This is a genomic window from Candidatus Palauibacter scopulicola (genome assembly GCF_947581915.1).
Lineage (GTDB): Bacteria > Gemmatimonadota > Gemmatimonadetes > Palauibacterales > Palauibacteraceae > Palauibacter > Palauibacter scopulicola.
In genome coordinates this window covers 1-16,901 of the sequence record NZ_CANPWG010000064.1, presented here as the reverse complement: position 1 = coordinate 16,901, position 16,901 = coordinate 1, and the positions used below count along the sequence as shown (strand labels likewise).

Below are 16,901 nucleotides of genomic sequence, written 5' to 3'. Positions count from 1 at the left end.
CGCACCGCTCCGCAGGAGGAGGCATAATGAACGAGAACGTGATGGAGTTCATAGAGCTGGAGTTGACAAAGGACCCGGGGGTCTCGAACGCGACGCTCTTCGAAGGGGCGAAGCTCATAGACAGGACCATCGGGAAGCTGAATCCGAGGCAGTTCCACGCGAAGTATCCGCTGCAGGTCAAGCGTCGCCTGGCGGGGGCCGGTCCGGGGAGGGCGGTCCGGGCGTCGGCCAGGCCGAAAGCGGCGCAGCGACCGCGTGCCGCCAAGGGAGATGCGGATGCGGTGCGGGCGTACGTGGAGCGCGTGCTCAAGAGAAACCCCGGGGTCACGAACGCGGAGTTGTTTGCGGGCGCCTGCGAGATCGACGCTTCGATTGCCGACCTGTCGCCCCGACAGTTCCATGCAAAATACCCGCTCCAGGTGAAGCGCCGCCTGGCCGCCGCGGAGGCTCCGAAACCCGCTCCGAGGGTTCGTCGGACCTTCGTCCCGGCCGTGGCGGAGCCCGCGCCGGCTGCCGCGCCGGCTGCCGCGCCGGCGGCAGCAGCTGCGCCGGCTATGGGAGGCGGCGACGCGGCCGCGGTCCGCGGACTGCTTCTCAGCCTGGTCAGAGAGCTGGCCAACGCAGAGACGCAGGCCGAGACGATCGAGGTCATGGCGCGGCTGGACGGGTATGTGAGCGACGTCATGCAGGCGGCTCGAAGCTGAGCCCCGGCGACCGGCCGGCGCCGCGCCGGCGGTCCCCTTCGCCGCAGTCCCCGGGAGCCCGGCGTTCGCGCGTCGGGCTCTCGTGCGTTCTCTCCACAGTGGTCGCCGTGGCGGTGGCGATTCCGGCGCAGGGGCAGCTCAGGCGCGACGCCCTCGTGCAGCCGGTGGGAGACACGCGGTCCGGCGAGGCCCTGATCGGCGCCGGCGTCTCGCGTACGGCAAACGCCGACTTTCCGCTGGCCGGGCTCGGGGGCGACCTGACGGCCTTTCCCGAACTCCACGCCGCCTGGGCCGTCGGACCGCGGATCGTGTTCGAACTCAAGGGCGCGGCCCGGAAGACGCTCTCCATCGAGAGGCGCGATTCGGTCTCTTCCGTCGATCTCGATCCTTCTCTCGCCGGTGGGACCTCCCGCGACGTGGGCGACTTCGAACTTGCCGTGTCGTTCGCGCCGATCGGCCGAGCCACGGGGTTCTCGGCGGGAGGGCACCTGGGCGTGAAGCTCCCCAACTCCGACGAGACCCGGGGGATCGGGCTCAACACGACCGACATCACGATCGCGGCCCTCGTCTCGTGGGGCTCGGCGCGCTGGCGCGCCACGGGCTGGTTCGGCGTCGGCATCCTGGAGGCGCCCATCGATGTCTTCGAGCAGAACGACGCGTTCGCCTACGCATTCGAAGGGCAGTGGGACGCGACCCCGAACTGGCGGCTGTCCGTGGGTACGCGCGGGCGAGCGAGCACGAGAAGGGTGTCCCCGCTCGGCACCGGCGACCTCGGAGAAGTCCGCGCGACCGTGGAGTGGCGGCGCCGGCCGCTCGCCATCGACGTCGGGCTCGGGCACGGAACCACGCCGCTCAGCGGCGACTGGAACCTTCGCGCGGGCGTCGCCTGGACGCTTGCCGGGAACCGGCAGGCGGCTCATCCTCCGCCGACCGGAACCAGACGACATCATCCCAGGGAGGAAACGTCATGAGCGAAGCGAAGCCCCGGCACTTCCGCTGGGAGGAATTGCCGTGGGAGCGCGTGACCGGACAGTTGGGCCGGCGCATGGTGACGGGAGACCGGGCCATGATCGCGCAGGTCCTGCTCGAGGAGGGCGCGGTCGTTCCCACGCACTCGCACGAGAATGAGCAGTTCACGTACATCCTCGAGGGAGCGCTGCACTTCTGGCTGGGCGAAGACGGGCGCGAGGAAGTCGTCGTACGGGCGGGGGAGATCCTCCATATTCCCTCCCACGTCCCGCACAAGGCCATCGCGCTCGAAAAGACGCTGGATCTCGACATTTTCTGTCCTCCCCGTACCGACTGGCTCGATGGGACGGACGCCTACTTTCACGACACGGACGACTGATGGACCTCGGGATCACCGGCCGCGTCGCACTCGTAGCCGCCTCGTCGAAGGGGCTCGGCCGGGCCGTGGCCGAAGAACTGGCGGCGGAAGGGGCGCACGTGCTGATGTGCGCCAGGGGCGAGACCGCGCTCGCGGAAGCCGTGGCCTCCGCTGACGCGCGCGGGCCCGGCGACGTCGTCGGGATCCCGGCCGATCTGTCGGATCCCCAGGCCGTGGCCGGCCTCGTCGACGCGGCGATGTCCCGCTTCGGGCGCGTGGACATCCTCGTGAACAACGCGGGCGGACCCCCGGCGGGAAAGTTCGAGGACCACGACCGGGAGGCGTGGAAGGCGGCCGTCCGCCTCAATCTGGAGAGCGCTCTCGATCTCACCCGCGCCGTCCTGCCCGGCATGAAGGAGCGGGGCTGGGGGCGGATCCTGAACATCACGTCAGTTGCCGCGAAGGAACCCGAAGCTGACCTGATCCTCTCCAACAGCGTGCGGGCCGCTGTGACGGGCTTCGCGAAGACCCTCTCGAACGAGGTCGCCTCGTTCGGCGTCACCGTGAACAACGTGCTCCCGGGCTTCACGCGCACCGCGAGGCTCGACCAACTGGCCGCGGTGCGCGCCGAAGCCGGGGGGATCTCGACGGAGGAAGTGGAAGCGGGGTGGAACGCCGCGATCCCCGTCGGACGTCTCGGCGACCCACGCGAGTTCGCCGCGGTCGTGGCGTTCCTCGCCTCCGAGCGCGCCAGCTACGTGACGGGCGTGTCCATCGCCGTCGACGGGGGCCGCACGCGGGCCCTCCATTGACCCCCGCGGCCCGGCGGTCATCGGAACGGGACTCCGGCGCGGCGGCCGCTGCGGCGCTCGGCGCCGCCGGGGCCCTGTGCGGAGCGCTCTGGCTTTGGGTGGGCGCGCCGCCCCCGGGGATGCCGCCGCCGCAGGAGGCCCCTCCCTGCACGTCCGGCGCGGAGCAGGGGAGCGCGGCGAGCCCGGATCTGTACTGCATGTCGCTGTTCCCGACGCCCCGCGTCCCGGACGCGGCCGGCACGGTCGAGTTGCGCCGTCCTGCGGGGCCGTTCTCCGTCGGGGTGACGCCGGACGGACGCCTGCTGTACGACGCGGTGATCTCGACGGACCTTCCGCCCCCCTCCACGCTCGGGCCGTACGACCGTTACGTCGCCTGGGCGTCGACCCAGGTCCTCTGGCCGATCGAGCGGCTCGGGGAGGTTCCGGCGCGCGGACGCGCGGAGGTGGGGCAGGTCGGGTTCAACAAGTTCCTCATCCTGGTCACGGCGGAATCCGGAGCGGCCGGGGGGACGGGCGCGGAGCCATCAGGCCCCTACGTGCTGCGAGCCCAATCGCCTTCGAGCCGCATGCAGCCCGCCGACTTTCTCGAGTTCGCGCTGGGCGCTTCGCGGACGCCCCACGGCGAGATGGCGATGGACGACGCCTGGGGCGGCGTGCCGATGCCCGAAGGGGTCATGATGCTCCCGTCGCTCATGGAGCTGCGGCCGGACGTGCAGCCTTGGTTGCCGGGGGACGGATGGGAAGGCGAAGTCGTCGACGCCCGCCCCCGCGAGGTGATCGAACTCGCCGACGGCGACTCGCTCGCCCTCGACGCCGTCTACGTGCGCCGCCGCATTGGCGACCGAGAACTCCTCGGTTACGGCTTCAACGGACAGATCCCCGGTCCCCTCCTCTGGGTCCCCGAGGACGCGACCGTCACGATCGGCTTTACGAACCGCATCGACTGGCCGACCGCGATCCACTGGCACGGTCTGCGGCTCGACAACCGCTTCGACGGCGTCCCGGGCCTGACGCAGGAGGTCGTGGCCCCCGGCGAGAGCTTCCGCTACACGGTGCACTTCCCCGACCCCGGCCTCTACTGGTACCACCCGCACCACCGCGAGGAAGTTCAGCAGGATCTGGGACTGGCCGGCAACCTCATGGTCCGGTCCGAAGATCCCGACTATTTCAGCCCCGTCCACCGCGAGGAAGTCGTGATGCTCGACGACCTGCTCGTGGGCGAGCACGGGATCGTCCCCTTCGGTCTCGAGCGCGCCACCCACGCGCTGATGGGCCGCTTCGGCAACACCATGCTCGTGAACGGGAGACCCGACTACGCGCTGGACGTGGAGCGCGGCTCGGTCGTCCGCTTCTACTTCACCAACGCCTCCAATACGCGGACGTTCAACCTCTCCTTCGGCGGGGCGCCCATGAAGCTCGTGGGCGCCGACGTGGGCAACTTCGAACGGGAGGAATGGGTCGAGAGCGTGATCATCGCGCCGGCGGAGCGTTACATCGTGCACGTCGCCTTTCCCGAGAGCGGGAGCTACGCCCTTCTGAACCGGGTGCAGGGGATCGACCACATCGGCGGCAGCTTCTTCCCCGAACAGGACACGCTGGGCGTCGTTCGCGTCGGCGCGGCGGACGCGACGCCGGATCTGAGCGCGACCTTCGAGGTGCTGCGCGAGAACGAGCGCGCACGCGATGAGATCGCGCCCTACCGCCCCCTCTTCGATCGGCCGGTGGACCTCACGCTGGAACTCGACATGTCGACGCGCGGCCTCCCGCTCGTCGTCGAGCGCCTCATGCAGGTGGACTCGGCGTACTTCCACCCGGTCGAGTGGTCGGGAACGATGCCGATGATGAACCTGATCTCGACGCCGGAAAACGTATCGTGGACGCTGCGCGAGCCCTCCACCGGGCGCGAGAACGAGGCGATCCGGTGGACCTTCCGCGTGGGCGACGTGGTCAAGCTGCGGATCCGGAGCCGCCGCGAGACGCTGCACCAGATGCAGCATCCGATCCACATCCACGGCCAGCGCTTCCTCGTTCTCGCCACGAACGGGGTGGCGCACGACAACCTCGCCTGGAAGGACATGGTGGTCGTCCCCGTGGGCGGTTCGGTCGACCTCCTGCTCGAACTCTCGAACCCCGGCCAATGGATGCTGCACTGCCACATCGCCGAGCACCTGGAGGCGGGCATGCAGATGGTGTTCACGGTGGAGCCGTGACGCGGTACGTTTTTCGGGCCCTGAACGGCCCAACTCAGAGGAGTCTCCCATGAGAAAGTTCATCGCGGCCCCCGTCGCGCTCGCGGCCCTTATCGCTCCGGCTCACCTGCCCGCGCAGTCCGCGGCCGAACTCGGCGACGCGACCTCCGAGTTCGTCTCCATCGCCGGCCCGACGGTCGCCCTCACCGGCGTAAAGGTCATCGATGGCACCGGGTCCGGCGCCCGGACGAACCAGACCGTCGTGATCGAGGGAAACCGGATCGCCGCGGTGGGTCCGGCGGGCGCGGTGGAGATCCCGCCGGGCGCCGAGGTCCATGACCTGCCGGGACACACCGTGATTCCGGGGATGATCGGGCTCCACAACCACATGTTCTTCATGGGCGCCGGCGGCCGGATGGCTCAGGGAAACATCTCCTCCCCAAGACTCTATCTCGCGGCCGGGGTCACGACGATCCGCACGACGGGCAGCGTCTCGCCCTACGCGGACCTCAACGTCAAATCGAGCATCGATCGGGGTCTGGCGCCGGGACCGCGCATGCACGTCACGGCGCCGTACGTCACGGGGCCGAACCCGGCGCTGGGGGACATGGCGCAGGTGAACTCGCCCGAGGAAGCGCGCCGCTTCGTCCGCTACTGGGCGGGGGAGGGCGTCTCCTGGATCAAGGCGTACACGACGATCCGGCGTGCGGAACTCGCCGCCGTCATCGAGGAGGCACACGCGCAGGGTCTTCGGGTCACGGGGCACATCTGCTCGATCACCTTCCAGGAAGCCGTAGATATGGGGATGGACAACATCGAGCACGGCTTCGGGACGGCGACGGACTTCGATCCGCGCAAGCAGCCGGACGAGTGTCCGCCCAACTCGATGGTCACCGTGGGAGAGGAGGGGGATCCGACCGGTGAGATCGCCAGGGCGCTGATCCTCTCGATGGTCGAAAACGACGTCGGCATGACCTCGACGATGGCCGTGATCGAACCCATGACCAAAGGGCGCGCCGTGCTCGACGAGCGGACGCTCGAGGCGATGGCGCCCGAGGTGCGGGAGGATTATCTGGAGACCGTCGACGCGATCGAGGCGAACCCGGATTGGCCGATGACGGAGGCGCACCTCCAGAAGCACATGGCGTTCGAGCGCGGTTTCGTCGAGGCCGGGGGCGTGCTCGCGGCGGGCGTGGACCCGACGGGGATCGGGGGCGCCATCGCGGGCTTCGGAGACCAGCGCAACTACGAGCTTCTCGTCGAAGCGGGTTTCGACGCCTCCACCGTCGTCCGGATCGTGAGCGCCAACGGCGCCCGTATCATGGGTGTGGACGAGGAGCTTGGAACGATCGAGGCCGGAAAGCTCGCGGATCTCGTCGTGCTCGAGGGCGACCTCGAGTCGGACTCCGCGATCATCAGGAACGTGACCGTCGTGTTCAAGGACGGTGTGGGTTACGACTCGGAGAAGCTCATTGACTCCGTGAAGGGGATGGTGGGGATCAGGTGACCGGGGGACCCGTCGAGGGAGGAATGAAGATGTCCAGAGTGCTCGCCGCCTTCGCGGCCATCGCGACGGTGCTTGCCGACCCCGTGGCCGCGCAGAGCTACGGTCGGCTGTCCGAGGAAACCCGCGCCTATGTCGCCGTGCAGGGGCCGACCGTGGCGCTTGAACACGTTCGCGTGATCGACGGCACCGGCGGCCCGGTCCTCGAGGACCAGACCGTGTTGCTGCGCGACGGCCGGATCGCCGCCGTGGGCCCCGCCGCGTCCATCGACGTGCCGGAGGACGCGGATCGTCACGACCTGGGCGGCCACACGGTGATCCCCGGGATGGTCGGCATGCACGACCACCTCTTCTACACCGCCGTGGGGGGACGGCGCGTGCAGCTCGGCTACAGCGCGCCGCGGCTCTACCTCGGCTCCGGCGTGACGACGGTCCGCACGACCGGAAGCATCACTCCCTACGCGGACGTCCACCTGAGGGACGCGATCGACCGCGGCGATTCTCCAGGCCCCCGCATCCATATCACGGCGCCGTACATCACCGGCTCGATGGGCGCGCCGCACCAGGCCCGCGTGACCTCTCCCGAACAGGCGCGGCGCTTCGTCGAGTACTGGGCGGGAGAGGGGGCCACGTGGGTGAAGGCGTACACGTCGATCGGGAGCGCGGAACTGGCGGCGGCGATCGAGGAGGCGCACCGCCTGGGTCTGCGCGTCACCGGACACCTGTGCTCCGTGAGCTTCCAGGAGGCCGTCGCGCTCGGGATCGACAACCTCGAGCACGGGATGCTGACAGCGTCCGATTTCGTGCCGGAGAAGGAGCCGGACCGCTGTCCAGGCAACATCATGCAGCGGGCCGGCAGCTCTGACCCCACGGGGCCCATCGCGCAGGAGACGATCGAAGCGATGGTGGAGGCCGGCGTGGGGCTCACCGCCACGCTCTCGGTCTACGAGGCGTTCTTCCCCGACCGCGACGTCGTGGACGAGCGGACGCTGGAGCTGATGGCTCCGGACCTCCGGGAAGCCTACCTGGATGAGCGCGGGCGCATCCAGGAGATGGGACCCGATCCCGAGCACTTCCGGACCGAACTGCGCTTCGAGAAGGCGTTCGTCGACGCGGGTGGATTGCTCGCCTCGGGCGTCGATCCCACGGGCATCGGCGGCGCGCTCCCCGGCTTCGGGAACCAGCGGAACTTCGAGCTTCTGCTCGAGGCCGGACTCACGCCGGTGCAGGCCGTGCAGGTGGTGAGCGCCAACGGTGCGAAGATCCTCGGCGTCGATGACGAACTCGGCACCGTGGAGGCCGGGAAGATCGCCGACCTCATCGTCCTGAGCGGCGATCCCGCGAGCGATCCGAGTGCGATTCGCGCGGTCCGCTGGGTGTTCAAGGACGGCGTCGGCTACGATTCCCGGGAGCTGATTCAGGCGACGCGGGGTCTCGTCGGAGTCCGTTGAAGTCCGGGATCGATCCCGTGGCTCGCAGGTCGATCCGATGACGGATGGGGGCGCGTACCGTCCGGTGCCGCTGCCGACGTTCACGCGGCGGGGGGAAGAGGAGATGGTGCGTCGCGCGCGGGCCTTCCGCGACGAGATGCGACGACGCCGGACGGTCCGCGAGTATTCCGACGAGCCGGTTCCCGACGAGGTCATCGACGCCTGCATCGAGGCGGCGGGAACGGCCCCCAACGGCGCGAACCGGCAACCGTGGCACTTCGTCGTCGTGCGCGACGCCGAGGTTAAGCGCCGGATCCGGGTGGAAGCGGAGAAGGAGGAGCGAGACTTCTACGAGCATCGCGCGCCGGCCGCGTGGCTCGAGGCGCTCGCCCACCTCGGAACGGACGAGCACAAACCGTTCCTGGAGACGGCGCCCGTCCTCATCGCGATCTTCGCGGAGAGTTACGAAGTGCGCGGCGGGGAGAAGCTCAAGAACTACTACGTGACGGAGTCGGTCGGTATCGCCACCGGGATCCTCATCACGGCGCTCCATCACGCGGGACTCGCCACCCTCACGCACACGCCGAGCCCCATGGGCTTCCTGAACAGGGTGCTCGACCGCCCACCCAACGAGCGCCCCTTCTTGCTGCTCGTCGTGGGCTATCCTGCGGACGACGCGCTCGTCCCGGACATCACGAAGAAGCCGCTGGACCGCATCGCCTCCCGCCGCTAGCCGGCGCCGGAGGGCTGGCCGGCGCCGCCGGCCGGTCCGCCGTGTGCATCGAGGAACCGCTGAGCACGCCGGCGGGCCGCGCGAAGCGGCGAGGCTCCGGTGGCTTCCGCTTCCTCGAACATCTCTCGGAGTGACGACCCGATCTCGTCGACGCGGGCCCGGAGCCGCGTCTCGTCCCGCTCGCCCCCGTGGATGGCGGCGAACGCGACCGCCCCGCCGGCGTTGATGACGTAGTCGGGGGCGTAGAGGATCCCGCGCTCGCGCAGCCCTTCGGCGTCGGCCTCCGAGAGAAGCTGGTTGTTCGCGGAACCGGCGACGATCCCGCAGCGCAGGCGTGGGATCGTGTCCGGATTCAGGGTCGCCCCGACGGCGCAGGGGGCGTACACGTCCGCTTCCACATCCCAAATGTCGTCAGCGGGCACGACCGTCCCGCCGAAACGTGTCTGCGCCCGCCTCGCGGTGTCCTCGCGCAGATCCGTCACGTAGAGGTTCGCTCCGGCCTCGGCCAGAAGCCCGGCCAGCGGGAAGCCGACGCCGCCGAGTCCCTGGACGAGCACGGAGCGGGCTCCGAAGTCCGCCTCGCCGAATCGGTGCTCGAGTGCGGCCCGGATCCCTGCCAGCACGCCGCGCGCGGTGTACGGCCCCGGGTCGCCCGGCTTCCCGTCCACGATGCCGACGGCGTACCCCGAGATGGCGCCGATGCGGACCATGTCCTCCGGCGTCGTACCCATGTCGACGCCGGTCTGGAAGGCGCCGCGGAGCGAAACGAGACCCGTCGCGTATCGATCGACCAGGCCGGCGCGTGCATGGTCGCTCAGATCGTCGGGGACGGCGATGACCGCCTTGCCGCCGCCGAATCGAATGCCCACGCCGGCCCACTTCCAGGTCATGCCCTCGGAGAGGCGCATGGCATCGATGAGGCCGTCCACCGGCGCGGAATAGGAAGCCATCCGGGTGCCTCCGGCGGCCGGACCCAGCCGCGTATCGTGCAGCGCCACGAATATCCAGGCCCCGGTGGCGGAATCGAACGCGGTGACGACGGACTCGCCGTCCCACGCTTCCATGACATCGAGAAAACCGCGGGTCATATCCTCTCCGTATCCGACTCGTGGGCGATCGTGTGGCGCGGGCGCGGTGAGACTATCGCGCGCCGCCCGCCGGGGCGACATTGGAACACACGGGGCGCGATCGCGTATCGGTGCTAGCAGGCAGAAACGGCGGCGACCGACCGGGAGGCGATGGGATGACGACATTGTTCTTCGGAGACATGCTCCCCCCGTCGCCCGAAGCCGAAAAGCGCCGCGAACACGTCCTCGTCGGCACCGCCACCCCCCTCAAGCTCGATGTCCGGCCGATCGAGCACCACCTGACGCCCCGAGGCAGTATCTGCATCGGGACCTTTCACGAAGACCGGCCGATCGGGCGCTGCGCCATCCCCCGCGACAGCGTGAAGGACTTCCTCGAGATGGACCTCTTCGACCGGCCGGTTGCGCTCGCGCTGAATGTCCGGGAGGGTGGGCCCGGCATGGAGGGCAGCCTGCTCGCGCTCGTGCCGATGGACCGGGCGTCACGGGGCGGATCCGAGCAGGACGAGCCGTGGAGGGCCAGCGTACCGGGAGCGGCGTACGACGACGCGATCAAGTCTGGCGGCGATGATTCCCGGTCCACCCAACTGGTCGGGATCTTCCTCGGCGAGGTCGTGCGGTTCGAGGGCGATCGGCGGGAACCGGCGTCGATGCTGCGCGAGGCCGCCGACATGCTCGCGTGTGTGATCCGCGGGCAGGTGGACAGCGTCGGCGGCCGGGTGCTCGAAGACCTGACCGCACGCCCGGAGGGCTGAACGCGCCGAACGCGCGACATCCTGCCCCGCCGCGTGCCCCGCGGCACGGGACGTTCAGGCGAACGGCTCGCCGTTGAAGCAGACGTCCGTCCCCGGGCGACACCGGCACGATGTCTGCGGAGGCAGGGCCGGAGCGTCGCCGCCCAGCGCCATCAGCGCGAGGTCGGCCAGCACCTCGGCGAAGGCTCCGTCGTCGTGCGGCACGCCGACGCGGCGAAACTCGAGGCCGAGTGCGGCGGCGTGCCCGGCGAGGTCCACGTCCAGTTCCATCAACGTCTCGGACTGCTCGTGCATGAAGCTGATGGGGTCGACGAGGACTTTCTCGATGCCGCGGAGGCGCTCCAGCGCGGTCTCGATGTCCGGCGGAGTCCATTCGATTCGTCGGTTCGTGTGGTTCTGGTAGCCGAGCGTCCACCTCTCCACGCCCAGCGCGTGCGCCTGGGTCGCGCACCACTCCTCGACGTATTCCACGTAGCGGCTGCCCCCCTCGATGTACCGAAGCGGGGTGCCGTGGGCGCTGAACACGAGGCGGACGTCCCGGTCGGTCAGGCTCCAGCCGGCCTCCGCGGCCGCGCGGCGAATCGCGTCGGCGCGAAGGCGGGCGTAGCGGGGATGGCGATGCCACCCGGTCACGCCGCGCACCTCCGGGCGCCATCCGATTCGCTCGAGCGCTTCCTCGACTTCGTCCAGCGCCGCGACGGTGGTCGAAGGGCCGCAGAGCGGGTACACGGGTAGAGGAACGACGACCGCGGCCCCGGTCCCCCGCAGGCGGCCGAGCGCCTCCTCGATCGAAGGCTCGGTGAACTGCATCCCCACCGTCAGGTGCATTGGGTGGCCGCGGGCTCTCAGCGCCCGGTCGAGCGCCTGCGCCTGCGCCTCCGCCTGCGCGTGGAGCGGCGAGCCGCCGATCCTCTCATAGATCTCGAGCAGGCCGGGGGTCCGCCGCCGCGCGAGTTCGCGGCTCCGTGCACGGGCCGCCGCCGCGTCCATGTGCGGCTCCAGCCGCGCGTTGGCGAGGAAGATCCGCTCCAGGAAGCGTGCGACGGCGCTCGCGTCCGCTCCTGTCGGTTCGCCGAAGTTCAGAAGGAGGACGGCGGGTAGGGGGTCGCAGTTCGCCATCGCCCGAACCTATCGGTGCAGTCACCGGCTTGCCCGTGCCGGGGAGGTTCGGGACGTTGCCGCCTCCAGGTGCGGTGCCGCAGAAGCGCCTTGCCGTGCGAGGGTCCAGGCAGCCGGAAGGGGAAGGCATGCGGGTCGGAATCATCGGTGGAGGGATCACGGGACTGGCGCTCACACACGCTTTGGCGCGGCGTGGCGTCGACTCGATCCTGTTCGAGGGAGCGGATGACGTCGGGGGGGTGATCCGTACCAGGCGCGACGACGGCCGGGTCGTCGAACTCGGCCCCCAGCGGACGCGCCTCTCGCCTCCGGTGCGGCGGCTTGTCGATGAACTGGAGCTTCGAGCGGAGATTCTGGAGGCGCGGGCCGGGGCGCGCCTGTTCGTATGGGCCCGCGGCCGCCTGAGGGTCGTGCCACACCGGCCGCGCGGGCTCCTCACGGGGGATCTGCTCTCGCCCGCGGGGCGCGCCCGCGCCGCCCTCGAGCCTCTCACCGGAGGGGTTCGACCGCGCGAGTCCGTGGCCCGCTACTTTCGCCGCAAGGCCGGACGCGAGGCGTACCGCCGGCTCTTCGGTCCCCTCGTTTCCGCGACCTTCGGATCCGATCCGGAAACGATGCCGGCGGCGCGCGTGCTTCCCATGCTGCTCGGTCCGCTCGGCGTGAAGCGCAGCCTCCTCTCTGCGGCGAGGCGCTGGCAGCCGGCCGCGTCGCCCCCGGCATTCACCTTCCGGGCCGGCATGGCTACGCTGCCGCGCGCCATCGCGCGCCGGCACGCGGACCGGGTTCGGGTCGCGACACCGGTCCGCGAGTTGCGGCGCTCGGGCCATCGGTTCGAGATCGGCCACGGGGGCCCGCGCCCGGACTGCGACGTCGTGGACCATGTGGTGATCGCCACGCCGGCGCCCGCCGCGGCGGACCTTCTGAGGACCGTCGCGCCTGCCGCGGCCGACCGCCTCGCGGGGCTGCGGTATCACCGCGTCGCCGTAGTGCCGCTGCAGGTCGAGGGCGCGCCGGAAGGGTTCGGTTTCCAGGTCGCGCTGGGAGAACGGTGGCGTACGCGCGGCGTGACGTGGAACGCCTCGCTGTTCGGGCGCGACGGCCTCTGTACGGCCTATCTGGGCGGCGGTCTCGATCCCGATGTGGCGGCCTGGGACGCGGCCCGACTCGAGCGGACCGCGGCCAGCGAATACGAGGCGATCCATGGGGCGGCGGCAACGCCGATCCGTTCGGCCCGGCCGCGGCTCCCGGCGTATGACGGTTCGTGGGCGGCGCTGGACGGACTGGATCTTCCTCCCGGTATCACGCTGGCCGCCGGCTACACCGGACGGCTGGGCATATCGAGCCGTATCGCCGAAGCCGAGTCGGTGGCGGAGCGTCTCGCCGCGTGCCCATAGCGGGCTCCCGGCTGCCGGCGTTCCCGCGGGAACGCCCTCAGCGGTTCTCGTCCGGCGGATTCCAGCGGCGGACCTCGTCAACCACGGCGGCGATTACCTCCGGGTCGGAATCCGGGTGGAGACCGTGCCCGAGGTTGAAGATGTGGCCGGGACGCCCGCCCGCCCGCCGCAGCACATCGCGGGTCCCCGCGCGCGCCGCCGCCTCGCCCGCCAGGACGCAGGCCGGGTCGAGGTTCCCCTGGATCGCGCGCCCCGGACCGATGACGCCCCACGCCTCGTCGAGCGGCGTGCGCCAGTCGACGCCGATCGCATCGCCTCCCGCCTCGGCCACCGCGGCGTGCGTGGCGCCATAGTGCACGGTGGGGACCCCTTTCTCGCGGAGCCGCTCCAGCAGGCGTCGCGAGTAGGGAAGCACATGCGCCCGGTACGTGGGAGGATCGAGGACGCTGCACCACGAATCGAAGACCTGGATCGCGCCGGCGCCGGCCTCGTGTTGAGCGATGGCGAACTCCGCCAGGTGCTCGGCCCAGAACCCCGCGAGCCGGTCCCAGAGCGCCGGGGACCGCAGCATGAAGGCCCGCAATTGCGCGAGCCGGCTGTCGCGCGTGCCGCGAGTCAGGTACGAGCACAGGGTGAAGGGCGCCCCGACGAAGCCGATGATCGGGCGCGTCTTGTCCGCTGCGAGGAGGCGGATCGCCTCGAGCACGAAGGCGAGCCGCTCACGCGGCTCGAAGGCGCGCAGGCGTTCCACGTCGGCGAGGCCGCCCCAGGGGGGGAGGGGAACGGGCCCGACGCCGGCCCGCAATTCGATCTCGATCCCGGCGGCCTCGAACGGCGTCGACAGGTCCATGAAGAGGACGAGGGCGTCGACATCGAAGTAGTCGAGCGGGAGTCGCGTGACCCGGGCGGCCGCCTCCGGGTCGCGCACGAGTTCGAGGAACCCGCGCTCCCGGCGGAGTTCGCGATAGGCGGGGAGGGAGCGTCCCGCCTGCCGCATGAACCATACCGGCGTCCGCTCCACGGGTTGGCGCGCGAGCGCGCGCAGAAGGAGATCGTTCATGGCCCGCCGATGTTACCCCGTCGCCCGCCGGGCGCCAAACCGCACCGTTGGACCCGCGCGGGACCTGTCGTAGCTTGCAGTCCACGTGCGGCCACAACCTTGGATCTCTCACAGGGGAAGCGATCATGAACCGCAGAGTCCTTCGCGCGCTTCTTTTCGCCGCTGCCCTCGGGTTCCCGCATGTCGCGACCGCAGCCGCTCAGGAACCGGCCTTCGACATCCTGCTGCGAGGCGGCCGCGTCCTGGACGGCACGGGGAATCCCTGGTTCCGCTCCGATGTGGGAATCCGCGACGGGCGCATCGCCCGGGTCGGGGACCTGGCCGACGCCGCCGCCGACCGCGTGATCGAACTCGATGGCCGGTACGTCGTCCCCGGATTCATCGACATTCATTCGCACGCGGACCAGGGACTCGACGCCGAGGGAGACGCGGGTAGCGAGGGGGCGCGCCGCCGGGCCGCCCCCAACCTCGTGAGTCAGGGCATCACCACCGTCGTCATCAACCAGGACGGCGGCGGGCCGTGGCCGATCGCGGACCAGCGCGGCCGCCTCGAGTCCCGCGGGCACGGGCCCAACGCGGCGCTCATGGTCGGGCACAACACAATCCGGCGCATGGCGCTCGGCGACGACTTCATGCGCCCGTCGACCCCGGCCGAGGTGCAGCGCATGACGGAGATGGTGGAGCAGGGGATGGCCGAGGGCGCCTACGGCCTCAGCGCCGGGCTCGAGTACGTGCCGGGGATATGGAGCGAGACCTCCGAACTCTTCCCGCTCGTCGAGGCTGCGGGACGCGGCGGCGGAATCTACATCGTGCACGAACGCAGTTCCGGCATGACGCCGATGTGGTTCTGGCCGAGCCAGGACGACCCCGGCCCTCCGACCATGATCCAGACCATCCTCGAGGACATCGAAGTCGCGGAGCGCACCGGTGTGACGACCGTGGCGACCCACATCAAGGCGCGGGGTGCGGACTTCTGGGGCGCCGGGCGCGCCCTCGTGGACCTCATCGAACGGGCCCGCGCGCGCGGTGTCCCGATCTTCGCCGACCAGTACCCCTACAACACGACGGGGAGCGACGGGAACACCGTGCTCCTCCCCCGCTGGATCTTCCCCGGCGGCGGACCGGGCGCGCGTCCGGGCAGTGGGGAAGCGGTCGACTACGGCGCGGTGCTGAGGTATGCGCTCTCCGACCCCGAACGCGGTGAACGGGTCCGCCTCGATATCGCGCACGAGATCAGCCGCCGCGGCGGGCCCGAGAACCTCGTCATCATGGACCATCCCGACGAGACCCTGGTGGGCAGGACGGTGGCGGAACTGGCGGCCGAGTGGGATGCGTTCCCCGTCGACGTGGCGATCCGGCTGCAACTGGAGGGCGACCGTGCGAGACCCGGGGGCGCGCGCGTGCGCGGATTCTCCCTCTCGGAGATCGACGTCGAGGAGTTCTCGGCCCATCCGTGGCTCGTAACGGCCTCCGACGCCGGCATCGCCCTCCCGGGCGACGGACCGGTGCACGCGCGCTTCTACGGCACCTTCCCCCGCAAGATCAGGCGCTACGCGATGGATCTCGGCATCCTGTCCGCGGAGAGCGCGGTGCGCTCGATGACGAGTCTCCCGGCGCAGGTCATGGGGCTCCGCGACCGGGGTCTCATCCGGGAGGGACTCGTGGCGGATATTGCGGTGCTGGACATGGACGACGTTCAGGACAACGCGACCTTTTTCGAGCCGCACCAGTACCCATCGGGTGTGGACTACGTGCTGGTGGGCGGCACGTTCGTGGTCGACGACGGCGAGCTGACCTGGGCACTGCCCGGCGCCGTCCTCACGCCGGAGGCGGATGATGAGAGTTGAGCGGATGGCGCGCGCGGGCAGCGCCCTCGCCCTCGTTGCGCTAGTCGGACTCGGGTGCGCCCCGGACGACGACGCGTCCGCAGCGGCCGGCGGCGCGGCGGATCGCGACCTGGCCGCGAGCGGCGCCCCGGATGGCGTGCCCTCGGGGGCGAAGCCCGCGCCCGGCGACGTGTTTCGCAGCCTGGACGGCGGCGAGGCGACCTTCGATGACCTGCGCGGCAACGTGGTCGTCGCGAACCTGTGGGGCACCTGGTGCCTCCCGTGCCGCGACGAGTTGCCGGAACTCGTGGAGTTGGCCCGCATCTACGGCGGCCGGCCCGTCGTTGTCCTGGGACTCGCCGTCGACTCCGGCGATGTCGATGAGATTCGTGACTTCCTCGAGGAGTTCGGCGTCGAGTATCCCAACTGGACGATCGGGATGGATGACGCCGTCGCCACCTTCGGAGCCGTCGGGTTTCCGACCACGGTGATGGTGGATCCGGAGGGCTGGATCCGAAAGGAACTCCTCGGCCCTCAGACCGCCGCATCCCTGACCGCGGAGATCGAGGCACTCCTTCCCTAGCCCAGTTGCTGGCCCTCGTAGAGGCGGGCGTAGAGTCCGCAGCGATCCAGCAGCGCGTCGTGCGGGCCGCTGTCCACGAGCCGTCCCCGGTCGAGGACGAAGAGCCGGTGGGCGCGCCGCACCGTGCGCAGGCGGTGGGCGATGATGACGGTGGTCCGCCCGGCGGCGGCGAGCTGTAGCGCCTCCTCGACGAGCGCCTCGCTCTCGGCGTCCAGACCGCTCGTCGCCTCGTCCAGGATGAGGACCTCGGGCTCCTTCAGGAGGACGCGGGCGATCGCGATCCGCTGACGCTGCCCGCCGGAGAGCCGGACCCCGCGCTCGCCGACCCGCGTGTCGTAGCCGTCCGGAAGCCGCTCGATGAACTCGCGCGCGTGCGCCGC

At 70.5% G+C, this 16,901-nt stretch carries 16 protein-coding genes; 12 read left to right on the top strand and 4 right to left on the bottom strand.

Annotation, left to right across the window (positions count from 1 at the left end; translation table 11 throughout):
* Positions 1-26 precede the first annotated feature (26 nt).
* The 8 genes from RN743_RS12540 to RN743_RS12505 all read left to right on the top strand — a co-directional run bounded on the left by RN743_RS12540 (position 27) and on the right by RN743_RS12505 (position 8,699).
* Positions 27-704: a hypothetical protein gene (locus tag RN743_RS12540; protein ID WP_310780264.1), complete on the top strand. Its 678-nt coding sequence runs from the start codon at positions 27-29 to the stop codon at positions 702-704.
* Positions 705-811: 107 nt separating this feature from the next.
* Complete coding sequence (locus tag RN743_RS12535) at positions 812-1,675, top strand: hypothetical protein (protein ID WP_310780262.1); 864 nt, start codon at positions 812-814, stop codon at positions 1,673-1,675.
* Positions 1,672-2,052: a cupin domain-containing protein gene (locus RN743_RS12530; protein ID WP_310780260.1), complete on the top strand. Its 381-nt coding sequence runs from the start codon at positions 1,672-1,674 to the stop codon at positions 2,050-2,052. Before RN743_RS12535 ends, RN743_RS12530 begins: the two co-directional genes overlap by 4 nt.
* Positions 2,052-2,843, top strand: a complete 792-nt coding sequence (locus tag RN743_RS12525; RefSeq protein WP_310780258.1) for an SDR family oxidoreductase — start codon at positions 2,052-2,054, stop codon at positions 2,841-2,843. Before RN743_RS12530 ends, RN743_RS12525 begins: the two co-directional genes overlap by 1 nt.
* Positions 2,844-3,040: 197 nt before the next feature.
* Positions 3,041-5,053, top strand: a complete 2,013-nt coding sequence (locus RN743_RS12520; RefSeq protein WP_310780256.1) for a multicopper oxidase family protein — start codon at positions 3,041-3,043, stop codon at positions 5,051-5,053.
* Between the two features lie 49 nt (positions 5,054-5,102).
* The gene (locus RN743_RS12515; RefSeq protein ID WP_310780254.1) at positions 5,103-6,539 is read left to right on the top strand and encodes an amidohydrolase family protein; all 1,437 of its coding nucleotides are present in this window, start codon (positions 5,103-5,105) and stop codon (positions 6,537-6,539) included.
* Positions 6,540-6,562: 23 nt separating this feature from the next.
* Positions 6,563-7,987, top strand: a complete 1,425-nt coding sequence (locus RN743_RS12510; protein ID WP_310780252.1) for an amidohydrolase family protein — start codon at positions 6,563-6,565, stop codon at positions 7,985-7,987.
* Between the two features lie 37 nt (positions 7,988-8,024).
* Positions 8,025-8,699: a nitroreductase family protein gene (locus RN743_RS12505; RefSeq protein WP_310780251.1), complete on the top strand. Its 675-nt coding sequence runs from the start codon at positions 8,025-8,027 to the stop codon at positions 8,697-8,699.
* Here RN743_RS12505 and RN743_RS12500 read toward each other — a convergent pair.
* Positions 8,696-9,787, bottom strand: coding sequence for a Glu/Leu/Phe/Val dehydrogenase dimerization domain-containing protein (locus RN743_RS12500; protein WP_310780249.1), 1,092 nt, complete (start codon positions 9,785-9,787; stop codon positions 8,696-8,698). The genes RN743_RS12505 and RN743_RS12500 overlap by 4 nt on opposite strands.
* A gap of 155 nt (positions 9,788-9,942) precedes the next feature.
* Between RN743_RS12500 and RN743_RS12495 the strand changes: the two genes are divergently transcribed.
* Positions 9,943-10,539, top strand: coding sequence for a hypothetical protein (locus RN743_RS12495; protein WP_310780247.1), 597 nt, complete (start codon positions 9,943-9,945; stop codon positions 10,537-10,539).
* 54 nt (positions 10,540-10,593) lie between these two features.
* Here the strand turns inward: RN743_RS12495 and hemH are convergent, their stop codons facing one another.
* A complete protein-coding gene (gene hemH, locus RN743_RS12490) occupies positions 10,594-11,658 on the bottom strand; it encodes a ferrochelatase (RefSeq protein WP_310780245.1) in 1,065 nt (354 codons plus the stop codon).
* Between the two features lie 128 nt (positions 11,659-11,786).
* On the opposite strand from hemH, the gene hemG reads away from it, so the two are divergent.
* On the top strand, positions 11,787-13,052 hold the full coding sequence (gene hemG, locus RN743_RS12485) for a protoporphyrinogen oxidase (protein ID WP_310780243.1): 1,266 nt from the start codon (positions 11,787-11,789) through the stop codon (positions 13,050-13,052).
* Between the two features lie 37 nt (positions 13,053-13,089).
* On the opposite strand, the gene hemE is transcribed toward hemG, so the two are convergent.
* Positions 13,090-14,112: a uroporphyrinogen decarboxylase gene (gene hemE / locus RN743_RS12480; RefSeq protein ID WP_310780241.1), complete on the bottom strand. Its 1,023-nt coding sequence runs from the start codon at positions 14,110-14,112 to the stop codon at positions 13,090-13,092.
* Between the two features lie 125 nt (positions 14,113-14,237).
* On the opposite strand from hemE, the gene RN743_RS12475 reads away from it, so the two are divergent.
* On the top strand, positions 14,238-15,959 hold the full coding sequence (locus RN743_RS12475; protein WP_310780239.1) for an amidohydrolase family protein: 1,722 nt from the start codon (positions 14,238-14,240) through the stop codon (positions 15,957-15,959).
* A complete protein-coding gene (locus RN743_RS12470) occupies positions 15,949-16,521 on the top strand; it encodes a TlpA disulfide reductase family protein (protein WP_310780237.1) in 573 nt (190 codons plus the stop codon). The genes RN743_RS12475 and RN743_RS12470 overlap by 11 nt, the downstream gene beginning before the upstream one ends.
* On the opposite strand, the gene RN743_RS12465 is transcribed toward RN743_RS12470, so the two are convergent.
* Positions 16,518-16,901, bottom strand: a 384-nt coding sequence (locus RN743_RS12465) for an ATP-binding cassette domain-containing protein (RefSeq protein ID WP_310780235.1), incomplete at its 5' end; no start/stop codon positions are given. The genes RN743_RS12470 and RN743_RS12465 overlap by 4 nt on opposite strands.

What these genes read in the sequence shown, in the direction of transcription:
- RN743_RS12540 (WP_310780264.1), top strand. Translation starts at nt 27, where the DNA reads ATGAACGAGAACGTGATGGAGTTCATAGAGCTGGAGTTGACAAAGGAC.
- RN743_RS12530 (WP_310780260.1), top strand. Translation starts at nt 1,672, where the DNA reads ATGAGCGAAGCGAAGCCCCGGCACTTCCGCTGGGAGGAATTGCCGTGG.
- RN743_RS12525 (WP_310780258.1), top strand. Translation starts at nt 2,052, where the DNA reads ATGGACCTCGGGATCACCGGCCGCGTCGCACTCGTAGCCGCCTCGTCG.
- RN743_RS12520 (WP_310780256.1), top strand. Translation starts at nt 3,041, where the DNA reads ATGTCGCTGTTCCCGACGCCCCGCGTCCCGGACGCGGCCGGCACGGTC.
- RN743_RS12515 (WP_310780254.1), top strand. Translation starts at nt 5,103, where the DNA reads ATGAGAAAGTTCATCGCGGCCCCCGTCGCGCTCGCGGCCCTTATCGCT.
- RN743_RS12510 (WP_310780252.1), top strand. Translation starts at nt 6,563, where the DNA reads ATGAAGATGTCCAGAGTGCTCGCCGCCTTCGCGGCCATCGCGACGGTG.
- RN743_RS12505 (WP_310780251.1), top strand. Translation starts at nt 8,025, where the DNA reads ATGACGGATGGGGGCGCGTACCGTCCGGTGCCGCTGCCGACGTTCACG.
- RN743_RS12500 (WP_310780249.1), bottom strand. Translation starts at nt 9,787, where the DNA reads ATGACCCGCGGTTTTCTCGATGTCATGGAAGCGTGGGACGGCGAGTCC.
- RN743_RS12495 (WP_310780247.1), top strand. Translation starts at nt 9,943, where the DNA reads ATGACGACATTGTTCTTCGGAGACATGCTCCCCCCGTCGCCCGAAGCC.
- hemH (WP_310780245.1), bottom strand. Translation starts at nt 11,658, where the DNA reads ATGGCGAACTGCGACCCCCTACCCGCCGTCCTCCTTCTGAACTTCGGC.
- hemG (WP_310780243.1), top strand. Translation starts at nt 11,787, where the DNA reads ATGCGGGTCGGAATCATCGGTGGAGGGATCACGGGACTGGCGCTCACA.
- hemE (WP_310780241.1), bottom strand. Translation starts at nt 14,112, where the DNA reads ATGAACGATCTCCTTCTGCGCGCGCTCGCGCGCCAACCCGTGGAGCGG.
- RN743_RS12475 (WP_310780239.1), top strand. Translation starts at nt 14,238, where the DNA reads ATGAACCGCAGAGTCCTTCGCGCGCTTCTTTTCGCCGCTGCCCTCGGG.
- RN743_RS12470 (WP_310780237.1), top strand. Translation starts at nt 15,949, where the DNA reads ATGAGAGTTGAGCGGATGGCGCGCGCGGGCAGCGCCCTCGCCCTCGTT.